The following is a 12085-nucleotide window of genomic DNA, read 5'->3' as shown; positions in this document are numbered from 1 at the left end:
ACGGTTGTCGTCCGATTTGTGACCCGCCTCAGTGGCGTGTCCCTCGAACGAGATGCGCATTCTACAGGCCCACGCACATGTGTCAACGAGGTTTTCAATATTTTCTGAAAAACCCAGAATTCCGTTCAATCCTTGATCAAAACGCGGGCGATCTTCTTCTTGCCGGCCTGGACCACACAGTCATCACCGGCACCGAACATCCGCTCGTCAGTGACCTGCTCACCATCTATATATACCGCCCCACGGCCAAATACATCTTTTGCCGCCTTGCCATTGCTAGCCAGACCGGCCTCTTTCAGTAACGACACGATATGCAATTCACTTCGCCCTGCCAGGGGAACCTCGACGGTCGGCACATTCTCGGGGATCTCACCAAGACCCACACGATTACCCGCGGACTTATGAGCACTCGCAGCCGCCTCAGCGTCATGGAAACGGGTGATGATTTCTTCCGCCAGCAGCTTCTTGTAGTCCTGGGGATTAGCGCCACTGTCTACGGCAGCATGAAACTCCTCAACTTCCGCCAGCGGCCGGAAACTCAAGAGCTCAAAGTAACGCCACAGCAGATCGTCGGGCATGGAGAGCAATTTTGTGTACATCTCTCCGGGCGAATCATTCACACCCACATAGTTACCCAGGGATTTGGACATCTTCTGCACACCGTCGAGCCCTTCAAGAATCGGCATGGTCAGCACCACCTGTGGCGCCTGCCCGTAATGCCTCTGCAGAATTCGCCCCATCAGAAGATTGAATTTCTGATCGGTGCCTCCCAACTCCACGTCTGCCTCAAGGGCTACAGAGTCATAGCCCTGCACCAGCGGATAAAGGAACTCATGAATGGCAATTGGCTGCTCTGCGCGATAACGCTTGGTGAAGTCGTCCCGCTCCAGCATACGAGCCACCGTATACTGGCCGGCCAGGCGAATCATGTCGGCAGCCGAGAGCTTGCTCATCCAGTCCGAATTGAAGACCACCCGGGTTTTAGCAGGGTCCAGTATTTTGAACACCTGCTCTTTATAGCTGATGGCGTTCTCGGCCACCTGCGCCTCTGTCAGAGGCGGGCGGGTCGCGCTCTTACCGGTGGGATCGCCAATCATGCCCGTAAAGTCACCAATCAGAAAAATGACTTCGTGCCCCAGATCCTGAAACTGCCGCAACTTGTTAATCAGCACGGTATGTCCCAGATGCAAATCAGGCGCCGTCGGATCAAATCCGGCTTTAATCCTGAGAGGGCGCCCTTCCCGCAGCTTTTCAATCAGCGCTTCCTCGGAAATCAGCTCATCCATGCCGCGCTTGACTACAGCCAGTGCCTCATCAATAGATGCCATGAACCACACATCCTCTATAATTCTGATGGTTTGGGCGGGAAGCCGGTTACAGACCTCTACAAAAGAAATCTGTGCGTAACCTGCCTCCCTGTTAAAGTGTCAGTGCTCAGTTTTTAGACAGAGCCGTATATTTTAGGCGGGGGAGTATAGCAACCCCGGTCAAGGAAATCCGGCCCGCGGGCCAGCAACGGTAATGTTTGAGGCTGTCCTGAGCGCATTTAATACGGTAATCTGTTGGACTATACTTGAATAACAGCTTTAATTAGGTAGAACAAGCTACCGGAATTCCGATCAAAACGGATGCGACACGTGCTTAAAAAATTCCCCAAAGCCCATATTACCATCGCCGCTGCTACAACGATTGTTGTTGCGACCGCCATTCTGATGAGCCCGAGCGCCGACGTTGAGGCCAACAGAATGACTTACGCGCTGGATCTTGATGAGGGCACCGTCAGCAAGTCAGACAAGCAACCCACCCAACCGGCAAAGCAGGCCAAGGTCAGTAAAGAGCCCACGCCTGACGCTGATATCGCCATGGTGACAGTGGAAGCCAAGCCACCGGAAGCACTCCAGACCGCAGCCACGGTTGCTGAGGTCCGTGAGCCCGAACTGCAGTGGCAGGAATACAAAATCAGGTCCGGTGATACCCTTTCACGTCTGTTCAACAAGGCTGGCTTCAACGACGGTATTATGTTGTCGGTGATTCATGGTGAAGGCGAAGCCGACAAATTACAGCGACTCTATGCCGGCGAGACCATCTCGTTCGCAACCGACGACGCCGGTGAACTGGCAGCGGTTGACCTGCAGCGAAACCTTCTCGAGACCCTGCGCGTCGAGAAGACCGAAAACGGTTTCAAAGGAGAAACCCTGGTCCGTGAGCCCGAAGTGAAACCGGCGTTTGCCTCGGGCATTATCGACGGCTCGCTCTATGTCGCTGCTAGAGAGTCAGGGCTTTCCGACAGGCTTTCCATGGAAATGGCAGGCATCTTCGGCTGGAACATCGACTTCGTCTACGACGTGCGTAAAGGTGACCGGTTTGAGGTGGTTTACGAAGAGTTATACCTGGATGGTGAAAAATTCGACACCGGCAACATCCTCTCTGCCCGCTTCATCAATCAGGGCAAGGAAGTCATCGCTCTGCAGTATACAGACAGCAGCGGCGATACTGACTATTACAGCCCTGACGGCAGCAGCATGCGCAAGGCGTTTCTGAGAACACCCATCAGCGCAAGGGTCTCCTCCTCCTTTAACCTCCAGCGCCGCCACCCGGTGCTGGATGTGGTTCGTCCGCATGAGGGCACAGACTATGCGGCGCCTCCGGGAACCCCAATCAAGGCGGCCGGTCATGGCCGGGTTCAGTTTGCAGGCTGGAAAGGCGGTTATGGCCGCACTGTCATTCTCAAGCACGGTGACAACATTACTACCCTCTATGCCCACATGAGCCGTCTTGGCAAGGGCATAAAGAATGGAACACGCGTCAAGCAGGGCGACACCATCGGCCACGTGGGATCATCCGGCATGGTCACCGGCCCACATCTTCACTACGAATTCCGGGTGAATGGCTCTCCGAGAAACTCGCGGACGGTGAAGCTGCCTGACGCAAAGCCGGTCCCGAAGTCTGAAATGGCGCGATTCAAGCGCGTTGCCGATCAGCAGGTTGCCAGGTTTGAGCTGTTTCGTCAGGATTACCAGCAACTGGCGCTGGCCGCAGACGAGTAAAACATGAAAACCTGGATAGGACTGATGTCCGGCACCAGTATGGATGGCATCGACGCCATACTGGTGTCATTCGAGGACCGCTACATCCGGGTTCATGCCACTCACACCACCGATTACCCGTCCGATATTCGGCAGCGCCTTGCCAGCCTCAGCCAGAATCGTGGCACCCCTGATGACCTCGGGGAGCTGGATCACGCCACCGGCTCACTTTTTGCCCTTGCGGCAGCCAGCGTGATTGAAAAGGCGGGCTTTCCACCAGCGTCGATTACCGCCATTGGCAGCCATGGGCAGACGCTTCGGCATCAGCCCGATGGTTCAAAACCCTTTTCCATCCAGATTGGCGACCCCAACCTCATCGCAGAGCACACCGGCGTGACAACCGTCGCCGACTTCCGACGTCGTGACCTGGCAGCTGGCGGACAGGGCGCGCCACTGGTACCGGCATTCCATAAAGCGTTCTTTAGCGCTGACGGGGAGGACCGCTGCATTCTTAATCTCGGCGGCATTGCCAACATCACCCACCTGCCCGCTGATAACAGCGCACCCGTTACCGGTTTTGACACCGGCCCATCGAATGCGTTGATGGATGCCTGGTGCCTGGATCAGACCGGCAAGGCTTACGACAAGGATGGAGCCTGGGCAGACGAAGGCGTCGTCGACCAGGACCTACTGGGGGATATGCTTTCCGAAGCCTATTTCTCACGGCAGCCGCCAAAAAGCACCGGCACTGAAAAATTCAACCTTGAGTGGCTGAAAGTCCTTCTAAACCGGCACCCGGACCTGTCCGGCGCTGATGTGCAGAGGACCCTGCTGGAACTGACTGCCGTCACCGTGGCGCAGCAGATACCCCATTCTCCGGGCATGACCATCTTCGTATGTGGTGGGGGTACCAGGAACAGGGTGCTGATGCGGGAACTGCATCGTACCTGCAGCCCTTCCCGGATCGCATCTACCGCCGAGCTGGGACTGGACCCGCAATGGGTTGAGCCCACGGCATTTGCCTGGCTGGCCAGCCGGACATTGTCAGGACAGTCTGGAAACCTGCCAGAAGTGACAGGAGCAAGCGGAGAGAGAATTCTGGGCGCAGTCTATTACGCCTGACCGGGCGGGATCGATACCGCGCCTCAGATGGAAAAGGAACTTCCGCAGCCACACGTTGAGCTCGCGTTGGGGTTCTGCACAACGAACTGCGAACCCTGTAGCCCTTCCTGGTAATCCACGGTTGCCCCGACCAGGTACTGGTAGCTCATCGGATCCACGAGCAACATCACACCGTCTTTTTCGATAACAGTGTCTTCCTCGTCCTGCGCCTCATCAAACGAGAACCCGTACTGGAAACCTGAGCAGCCGCCACCGGTCACAAATACCCGGAGCTTGAGGTCAGAGTTGCCCTCTTCCTCAACGAGATCACGTACTTTTGACACCGCACTGTCACTGAAAAATACCGGTGTCATTGCCTGTTGCTGAACTACACTCAAGTCCGCCTCCGGTTCGCCACGAAAAAATCTGACCTGATTATCATATTCCTGACTAAAACAATCAACTATTCCTTTTCGGCCAGGGCCACACCATCGTGATCTTCAGCTTTGTCCTCGTCGATTACCCGGGCACTGCCCTTCTGCTTATCACGACCAAGAAGCCCAACCGGCTCGCTCTGGTGGACAAGGCTGCCATTCACCGATGCACCCATGGCCATTTCAATCAGGTTGTAATACACGTTACCGTGGATTGAGGCTTTTTCCGCCAGTTCAAGATGCGTCGAAGCGTAGACATCCCCATGAACCATGCCGTTAATGATCACGTGAGGTGCAACAATGTCGCCTTCCACGGAGCCCACTTCAGAAACCCGGAGTACGGCGTCGCCGCCTTCTTCTGCAACCACGCGACCCCGGATTTTGCCGTCAACATGTAGCCCGCCGGAGAAATGGACATCCCCCTCGACCGTAGTTCGGGTTGAAACCAGTGTGTCGAATTGCCCGGTCGGGCGACGTGGTTTCTGTTTCTTTTTACCTAGCATGTCAGTTCTCCGTAAGTTCATCCCAGTCAAATGTACGCTCGGCACGGGACGATTTATTGCCTTCGGCACGTGCTACCACCTGAACCTCAAGAGGCTCGAAACCGTCAGGCAGCCGCAACAGACCCTCAATATCCTGGAAGTATCGATAACGGAACCTGACCCCCAGGTCATCAATATCATCAGACAGGTCGCGCAGGGCAATCACTTCCTTTTCTTCATTCCGCATACCAATGACATTGACTGCCACCACTCCCGAGATATAGCTCTTGTTGTCACCAATCTGGGTAAGCACCAGCTTGAAACCGTAGGTATCGTCCTGGCGTTCCTGCTGCATGTTCAAACGATCAACCTGCAACCCTTTGCTGGTTTCCGAGGGCGCCATGATATTTTTATAGAAAGTCAGATCTGCTTTCAGTGATGCAATCTGTGTTTCCAGCTCAACGATGGTTCTGCGGGCCTGATTCAGTGCCTCGGCGTCGATGGTTCGACCCCGGTCCAGGTTGACCAGTTGCTGGCTGGCTTCCCTGTTCTGCTCCCGGAGTTGTTCAACCTGTTCCTCGAGACGGTCGCGGGACTCCTCCGCGACCGAAAACCGGAACCCGCCCTGTGCCATCCCTGCAGCGTACCCGACCACGGCGGCAGTGATGGAGAATGCCAGCAGGATAAGGGTGCGACGAAGCCGGTAGCCGGGACGATGCCGGATAACGACGTATTCTTCACCAGGCTTTCTCGATTCGCTCACCGGGCAGACCTATGGCAGCAACGCGGGCGCTTCCAGCCCCATGGTTTCGGGCAGGCCGAACATGATGTTCATGTTCTGGATGGCCTGGCCCGCGGCACCTTTTACCAGGTTATCGATAACCGATGACACGATAACGATGTTGCTGCCCTCTTGCCGGTGGAGCGCCATGCGGCAATGGTTGGCGCCACGGACACTGCGGGTTTCCGGGTGGCTGCCAAAGGGCATCACATCCACAAAGGGTTCTTCACGGAACCGCTCTTCGAAGAGTGCCTGCAGGCGGTCGAAGTCCTCAGGGTTGCGCAGCTCCGCATACAGAGTGGCTTCAATACCGCGAATCATGGGGATCAGGTGCGGCACAAAGGTAACGCCCACCGCACTTCCGTGCGCCTGCGACAGACCCTGCCGGATCTCCGGGAGATGCCGGTGGCCGGAGGCGCCATAGGCCTTGAAACTTTCGCCAACCTCACCGTGCAGCATACCGATCTTGCCTTGCCGCCCGGCGCCACTGGCCCCTGACTTGGCGTCAGCAATCAGTCGCGAGGGATCGATCAGACCGTTCTCCAGCAACGGCAGAAAGCCCAGCTGGACCGCTGTCGGGTAACAGCCAGGGTTAGCCACCAGTTGTGCGCCGCGAATTTCGCCCCGCACCACTTCCGGCAAACCATAGACCGCCTTTTCTGCCCATTCCGGGCTCTCGTGGGGCATGCCATACCAGCTTGCCCAGACATCAAGATCCTTGAGGCGAAAGTCCGCTGACAGATCCACAACACGGGCACCCGCAGCCATCAGTTCCGGCATCATTCGCATTGCCACACCGTGGGGGGTTGCGAAAAACACCAGATCACAGGCTGCCAGGGTTTTCACCTCCGGCTCCGAAAACGCGAGATCGTAGTGGCCACGCAGGTTAGGGTACATGTCGGCGACCGGCATGCCTGCCTCCGAGCGCGATGTGATACAGCTCACCGTCACTTCCGGGTGAACCGCCAGAATCCTCAGAAGTTCAACACCGGTATAACCGGTTCCACCTACAATGCCTACTTTTATCACCAGTCACTCCAGCTACAAATCAGGTTCCCGAAAGCGCAATAGTCTAACATGATAAACCAATGACTTATTGCAGCCCGAGAGGCGCTGGTTACAATATCGTCAGAAAATCATTCACCTCCTGAAAACCGGCATTCATGCGTAAATTCTGGCACAAGAGCACCCAGCACCTGATCCCTGTTTTCCGCCGGCGGCTGTCCGGTGTGGATGCCCTGCCACAATTGGCAGTCCTGGGCCTGCTATCCGGTTTGTTTACCGGTGGTGTGATCCTGATCTTCCGGCTGGCCATTGAATGGCCATTGGAGTACTTCCTCCCCGGCGACGGCTCTGAATCCTTTGAAGAGCTGCACATCCTGACCCGGGCAATCCTCCCCCTTGCCGGCGCCATCGGGCTCGGACTGCTGATGCACAACCTTGCTACCCACGACCGTAAGGTGGGAATCGTGCACGTCATGGAACGCCTGAACTACCATCAGGGCTATATATCCATGCGCAGTGCTCTCGTACAGTTCGTGACGGGTGTCAGTACCGTTGTCACCGGTCAGTCGGCGGGCCGGGAAGGCCCTGCGGTCCACCTCGGCGCGGCCGTTTCCAGCCTCATGGGGCAGTGGATGCGACTGCCCAACAACAGCATCCGCACCCTGGTTGCCTGCGGCTGCGCTGCCGCCATTTCTGCTTCCTTCAACACCCCCATTTCCGGTGTTATCTTCGCCATGGAAGTGGTGATGATGGAATACACCATTGCCGGGTTTACCCCGATCATTCTGGCCTCGGTAACAGCGGCCGTGGTGAGCCAGGCCATGTATGGTTCCGAGGTCGCATTCACCGTGCCGCCGCTGACCATGAATTCCCTGCTGGAAATCCCCTGGATTATAGCCATCGCCATTATCATCGGCGTTGCCGCGGCGGCGTTCATACAACTGGTGGATACCACTGGTCGGCATCATCACCGACCGGTACTGTTGCGGCTGACGATCGCAGGGCTTCTCATGGTGCCGTTTGCAATCGTGGTGCCGGAAGTCATGGGCATTGGCTACGATACGGTCCAGTTCACCCTCGACAATGAGCTGCCGTTCTGGCTTCTGCTCGGTGCCGGCGTCGCCAAACTGGTGATCACCTCGGTCACCCTGGGCCTTGGCATGCCCAGCGGCGTCATTGGCCCCACGCTGTTTATGGGGGCGACGCTGGGCGGGGCCATGGGCCTGATTGGTGCGCAGATATTTCCGGACACTGCGTCCTCGGTGGGTTTCTACGCCATGCTCGGTATGGGGGCGATGATGGGAGCGGTATTGCAGGCGCCGCTTGCAGCACTCATGGCATTGATGGAACTCACCAGGAACCCGAACATCATACTGCCCGGCATGCTGGTCATCACCACCGCAAGCCTGGTGACCAGCGAGGCATTTGGCAAGAAATCCCTGTTTCTCACCATCCTCAAGAGCCAGGGCCTGAGTTACCAGAACTCTCCGGTTATACAGGCGTTGAGGCGGGTTTCCGTGGGTGCCATCATGGACCGGAACATTCTTCGCACAGAGCGTTTTTTGTCCAGGGAGGAGGCTGGAAAGATCCTGAAATCCGAGCCCAAGTGGCTGGTAGTGGAAGGCAGTAATGGACCCACCGGCCTGTTACCCGCGGTGGATCTGGCTCGCTATCTGGAGGACACCAAACCCTCAGCGGACGGCGAGCAGGAAGACGAAGAAGAGGCTCCGAAACAGATCGACCTTATGGACATTCCTGCCAATCGCCGGGATATTGCCCCGGTGCAGTATCAGGCGACACTGGAAGAGGCATTGAACGAGTTTGAACATACCAGCGTAGAAGCCCTGTATGTCCAACGTCACGTCGCTCCGATGATTCAGCGCGTGTACGGGGTGATACTGAAATCCGATATCGAAAGTTACTACCAATACCGACGGAGTTAGCCGATGCTTTGGGTAAAAGCCCTGCATATTATTTCAATGGTGTGCTGGTTCGCTGGCATATTCTATCTGCCCCGGCTGTTCGTCTATCACGCAGCCTGTGACGACGAACCCGGCCGGGAACGCTTCAAGATCATGGAGCGCAAGCTCTACCGGGGCATTACCACGCCATCGATGGTGGCTACCGTATTTTTTGGAGTCTGGCTCATCGGTTACAATGTCCAGGGTTATATGAGCCAGGGGTGGCTGCACGCCAAACTTCTGTTGGTCGCGCTGCTGATCGTCTACCACTTTTACTGCGGCCACCTGGTCAAGGTGTTCCGCGACGACCGCAACACCCGCAGCCACGTATTCTACCGCTGGTTCAACGAAGTGCCTGTTCTGGTACTGGTTGCCGTTGTCATTCTTGCTTCCGTCAAACCATTCTGAGGAGCCTGACCATCAAACTGCATAGCCGTCCTCACGTTCTCATTATTTCCGGCCTTGACCCTTCGGGAGGAGCCGGCATCCAGGCCGACATCCAGGCCGTTACTGCGCTCGGCTGTCACCCCATGCCGGTACTCTCGTGTCTGACGGTGCAGGACACCCGGAACGTCTATAACGCCACTGCCACGGACCCGGAGATCATTCGCCAGCAGCTCGAATGCCTTGCCGCCGACTCCCCCATTCATGCCATAAAGACCGGCGCCCTGGGTAACGCGGCTGTGGTGGATGTGCTGGTAGAGTTCCTGGCCGCTCATCCGGACATTCCGTTGATTGCCGATCCGGTCATCAAGGCAGCCGGTGGCGGCGATCTGGCTGATGAGGCCCTGATTGCCCGCATGAAAGAGCGCCTGTTCCGGCACGCGGAAATCATTACTCCCAATGGTATTGAACTGACCCTGCTTGGCGGCGATGAAGACGAGACCCGCGCAGCCCACAACCTGCTGGAAGCCGGCTGTCAGTCCGTGCTGGCAACCGGAGGGCACGGCGAAGGCGAGGAAATCATCAACACGCTTTATTCTCACGATCAGGAGCCCTTGTACTTCTACATCGAGCGAATTGGCGGTGAATACCACGGCACCGGATGTACTCTGGCTGCGTCCATTGCTGCCGGCAGGGCGTCCGGCCTCTCGGCCCGCGCGTCCATTGCCCAGGCCCAGAATTACGTGTTGCGCGCTATCCGGCATGCCCTGAAAGTCGGCAACGGGCAACCAGTCCCGGACCGGGGTATTCCATGGGAGACCTAGGCTCACCGGGCACTTTCAATGCCGGCACCACCGCCAAGGGACTGCGACCAGGCCTTTATGCCATTACCGACAGCCAGCTGTTACCGGCCGGCAAACTTATGGCGGCGGTGGAGGCCGCCCTTCGTGGTGGCGCCGTGCTGGTCCAGTATCGGGATAAGAAGGCGCCACAACCGGAACGTCTCAGACAGGCCCGGGATCTTGCGGCCCTGTGTAACAGTGCCGGGGTACCTTTGATCATCAACGACGACGCGGAACTTGCCCGACGTTGCGGCGCAGCCGGCGTGCACCTGGGGCAATCCGACAGTTCCCTTACCGAGGCCAGACAACAGCTCGGCGAACATGCGATCATAGGGGCAACGTGCCACGCAGATCTGGCCCTGGCCTCCAGTGCGGATCGCGACGGCGCCGATTACCTGGCGTTCGGCCGGTTCTTCAGTTCGAACACAAAACCGAATGCCCCCGCCGCGGACACCTCGGTGCTGGCGCGGGCACGACATTTTGGCAAGCCCGTTACCGCCATCGGCGGCATCACCACGGACAACGGCGAATTGCTGATCCGCGCCGGTGCGGACCTGCTGGCTGTCGTCGGTGGACTTTTCGACGGCGACCCGGCTGCCATTGAGACACGTGCACGCCAATTTACCCGGCTGTTTGCGGCCCATCACCCACTTTTTTCATCTTCCGTTCATCAGGAGTCCTGAACCATGACCCAGTCCGAAACCCTATTCGCCGAGGCTCAGAAATACATTCCCGGAGGCGTCAACTCCCCGGTCAGAGCCTTCAAGGGAGTCGGCGGTACACCTCTGTTTTTCAAGCATGCCGAAGGTGCCTACCTGTACGACGAGGACGACCAGCGCTACATCGACTACATCGGCTCCTGGGGGCCCATGATCCTTGGCCACGGCAACCAGACCATCAAGGATGCCCTGCACGCCCAGGTGGACCAGGGCATCGGTTACGGGGCTCCAACCGCCCTCGAGACCGAAATGGCGAAGAAGGTCTGTGAACTGGTGCCCTCCATCGACCTGGTGCGAATGGTGAACTCCGGTACCGAGGCCACCATGAGCGCGGTACGCCTGGCACGGGGCTATACCGGCCGGGACAAGATCGTGAAATTTGAAGGCTGCTATCACGGCCACGTGGACTCACTGCTGGTAAAAGCCGGCTCCGGCGCCCTCACCCTGGGTGTGCCCAACTCCCCGGGCATTCCCGCCAGCCTTGCCGAACACACGCTGACCCTGACCTTCAACGATATCGACAGTGTCCGGGAAACCTTCGCCAGGATGGGCGATGACATTGCCGCCATCATCGTTGAGCCGGTGGCCGGCAACATGAACTGCATCCCGCCAGTGCCGGGCTTCCTGGAAGGCCTGCGGGAAGTGTGTGACGAACATGGCACCGTGCTGATTTTCGACGAGGTCATGACCGGCTTCCGGGTCGCCCTCGGCGGTGCCCAGGGCCTCTACGGCGTAACCCCGGACCTGACCGCGCTGGGCAAGGTTATTGGCGGCGGCCTGCCGGTTGGTGCGTTTGGCGGCAAGCGGGAAATCATGGAACACATTTCGCCTCTGGGACCGGTTTACCAGGCCGGCACACTCAGCGGTAACCCGCTGGCCATGTGCGCCGGGCTGGCCACACTGAATGCCATTTCCGAGCCCGGCTTCCACGACCGACTGACGCAGAAAACCAACGCCGTTCGTGACGGGCTTAAAGAGGCCGCGGACAGCACCGGCATTCCCCTGGCCGTACAAAGCGCCGGTGCCATGTTTGGTTTCTTCTTTACCGACGCACCCCGGATTACCCGCTTTGACCAGGTCATGGCCTGTGACGTCGAGAGGTTCAAGAAATTCTTCCAGGGCATGCTCAAGGAAGGTATCTACCTTGCGCCATCTGCCTTTGAGGCCGGGTTCACCAGCATTGCTCTGACGGACGATGACATTCATCAGACAACAGAGGCGGCACGCCGGGTTATGGCAAGACTCTGATTGCAATCCCCCGCACAAGCTTCCGGGCCACCACCCGGGAGCTTGTCGCACGCCAGGACCTGCCTTTGAATGTCACCTTCGTGAACCAGGTCACACTTTGAC

Annotated in this window: 12 protein-coding genes; 7 read left to right on the top strand and 5 right to left on the bottom strand. The window is 57.7% G+C overall.

The features are described from left to right. Positions 1-125: 125 nt before the first annotated feature. On the bottom strand, positions 126-1328 hold the full coding sequence (gene tyrS, locus DIT71_RS16890; RefSeq protein WP_114614404.1) for a tyrosine--tRNA ligase: 1203 nt from the start codon (positions 1326-1328) through the stop codon (positions 126-128). Between the two features lie 309 nt (positions 1329-1637). On the opposite strand from tyrS, the gene DIT71_RS16885 reads away from it, so the two are divergent. Together DIT71_RS16885 and DIT71_RS16880 are read left to right on the top strand one after the other, a co-directional pair. After that, the gene (locus DIT71_RS16885) at positions 1638-3047 is read left to right on the top strand and encodes an OapA family protein (protein ID WP_114614403.1); all 1410 of its coding nucleotides are present in this window, start codon (positions 1638-1640) and stop codon (positions 3045-3047) included. A gap of 3 nt (positions 3048-3050) precedes the next feature. Then, positions 3051-4148, top strand: coding sequence for an anhydro-N-acetylmuramic acid kinase (locus DIT71_RS16880; RefSeq protein ID WP_114614402.1), 1098 nt, complete (start codon positions 3051-3053; stop codon positions 4146-4148). 23 nt (positions 4149-4171) lie between these two features. On the opposite strand, the gene erpA is transcribed toward DIT71_RS16880, so the two are convergent. From erpA to argC, 4 genes are all read right to left on the bottom strand, one after another. Then, positions 4172-4501 (bottom strand): iron-sulfur cluster insertion protein ErpA, encoded by a 330-nt coding sequence (erpA, locus tag DIT71_RS16875; protein ID WP_199491044.1) that lies wholly within the window; start codon positions 4499-4501, stop codon positions 4172-4174. 89 nt (positions 4502-4590) lie between these two features. Further along, a complete protein-coding gene (locus tag DIT71_RS16870; protein ID WP_114614400.1) occupies positions 4591-5064 on the bottom strand; it encodes a bactofilin family protein in 474 nt (157 codons plus the stop codon). Between the two features lies 1 nt (position 5065). After that, entirely contained in the window at positions 5066-5806 is a 741-nt protein-coding gene (locus DIT71_RS16865) for a DUF6776 family protein (RefSeq protein ID WP_114614399.1), read from the bottom strand. Between the two features lie 9 nt (positions 5807-5815). Further along, positions 5816-6853 carry an N-acetyl-gamma-glutamyl-phosphate reductase gene (argC, locus tag DIT71_RS16860; protein WP_114614398.1) on the bottom strand — a complete coding sequence of 346 codons (1038 nt, stop codon included), beginning with the start codon at positions 6851-6853 and terminating at the stop codon, positions 5816-5818. 134 nt (positions 6854-6987) lie between these two features. Here argC and DIT71_RS16855 point away from each other — a divergent pair, with 134 nt between their 5' ends. From DIT71_RS16855 to hemL, 5 genes are read left to right on the top strand one after another with little or no spacing between them, the layout of a single operon-like run. Further along, a complete protein-coding gene (locus tag DIT71_RS16855) occupies positions 6988-8772 on the top strand; it encodes a chloride channel protein (RefSeq protein WP_114614397.1) in 1785 nt (594 codons plus the stop codon). A gap of 3 nt (positions 8773-8775) precedes the next feature. Further along, positions 8776-9198 carry a protoporphyrinogen oxidase HemJ gene (gene hemJ / locus DIT71_RS16850; RefSeq protein WP_114614396.1) on the top strand — a complete coding sequence of 141 codons (423 nt, stop codon included), beginning with the start codon at positions 8776-8778 and terminating at the stop codon, positions 9196-9198. 41 nt (positions 9199-9239) lie between these two features. Next, positions 9240-9998, top strand: a complete 759-nt coding sequence (gene thiD, locus DIT71_RS16845; RefSeq protein ID WP_114614410.1) for a bifunctional hydroxymethylpyrimidine kinase/phosphomethylpyrimidine kinase — start codon at positions 9240-9242, stop codon at positions 9996-9998. Further along, positions 9986-10699, top strand: a complete 714-nt coding sequence (gene thiE / locus DIT71_RS16840) for a thiamine phosphate synthase (RefSeq protein ID WP_114614395.1) — start codon at positions 9986-9988, stop codon at positions 10697-10699. The genes thiD and thiE overlap by 13 nt, the downstream gene beginning before the upstream one ends. Before the next feature lie 3 nt (positions 10700-10702). Further along, complete coding sequence (hemL, locus tag DIT71_RS16835; RefSeq protein ID WP_114614394.1) at positions 10703-11983, top strand: glutamate-1-semialdehyde 2,1-aminomutase; 1281 nt, start codon at positions 10703-10705, stop codon at positions 11981-11983. Positions 11984-12085 lie beyond the last annotated feature (102 nt).

Source organism: Marinobacter vulgaris, from assembly GCF_003344045.1.
GTDB classification, from domain to species: domain Bacteria; phylum Pseudomonadota; class Gammaproteobacteria; order Pseudomonadales; family Oleiphilaceae; genus Marinobacter; species Marinobacter vulgaris.
The sequence above is the reverse complement of the archived record's forward strand: the minus strand, read 5'-3'. Positions and strand labels throughout refer to the sequence as shown.

What these genes read in the sequence shown, in the direction of transcription:
- hemJ (WP_114614396.1), top strand. Translation starts at nt 8,776, where the DNA reads ATGCTTTGGGTAAAAGCCCTGCATATTATTTCAATGGTGTGCTGGTTC.
- thiE (WP_114614395.1), top strand. Translation starts at nt 9,986, where the DNA reads ATGGGAGACCTAGGCTCACCGGGCACTTTCAATGCCGGCACCACCGCC.
- erpA (WP_199491044.1), bottom strand. Translation starts at nt 4,501, where the DNA reads ATGACACCGGTATTTTTCAGTGACAGTGCGGTGTCAAAAGTACGTGAT.
- DIT71_RS16880 (WP_114614402.1), top strand. Translation starts at nt 3,051, where the DNA reads ATGAAAACCTGGATAGGACTGATGTCCGGCACCAGTATGGATGGCATC.
- hemL (WP_114614394.1), top strand. Translation starts at nt 10,703, where the DNA reads ATGACCCAGTCCGAAACCCTATTCGCCGAGGCTCAGAAATACATTCCC.
- DIT71_RS16855 (WP_114614397.1), top strand. Translation starts at nt 6,988, where the DNA reads ATGCGTAAATTCTGGCACAAGAGCACCCAGCACCTGATCCCTGTTTTC.
- tyrS (WP_114614404.1), bottom strand. Translation starts at nt 1,328, where the DNA reads ATGGCATCTATTGATGAGGCACTGGCTGTAGTCAAGCGCGGCATGGAT.
- DIT71_RS16870 (WP_114614400.1), bottom strand. Translation starts at nt 5,064, where the DNA reads ATGCTAGGTAAAAAGAAACAGAAACCACGTCGCCCGACCGGGCAATTC.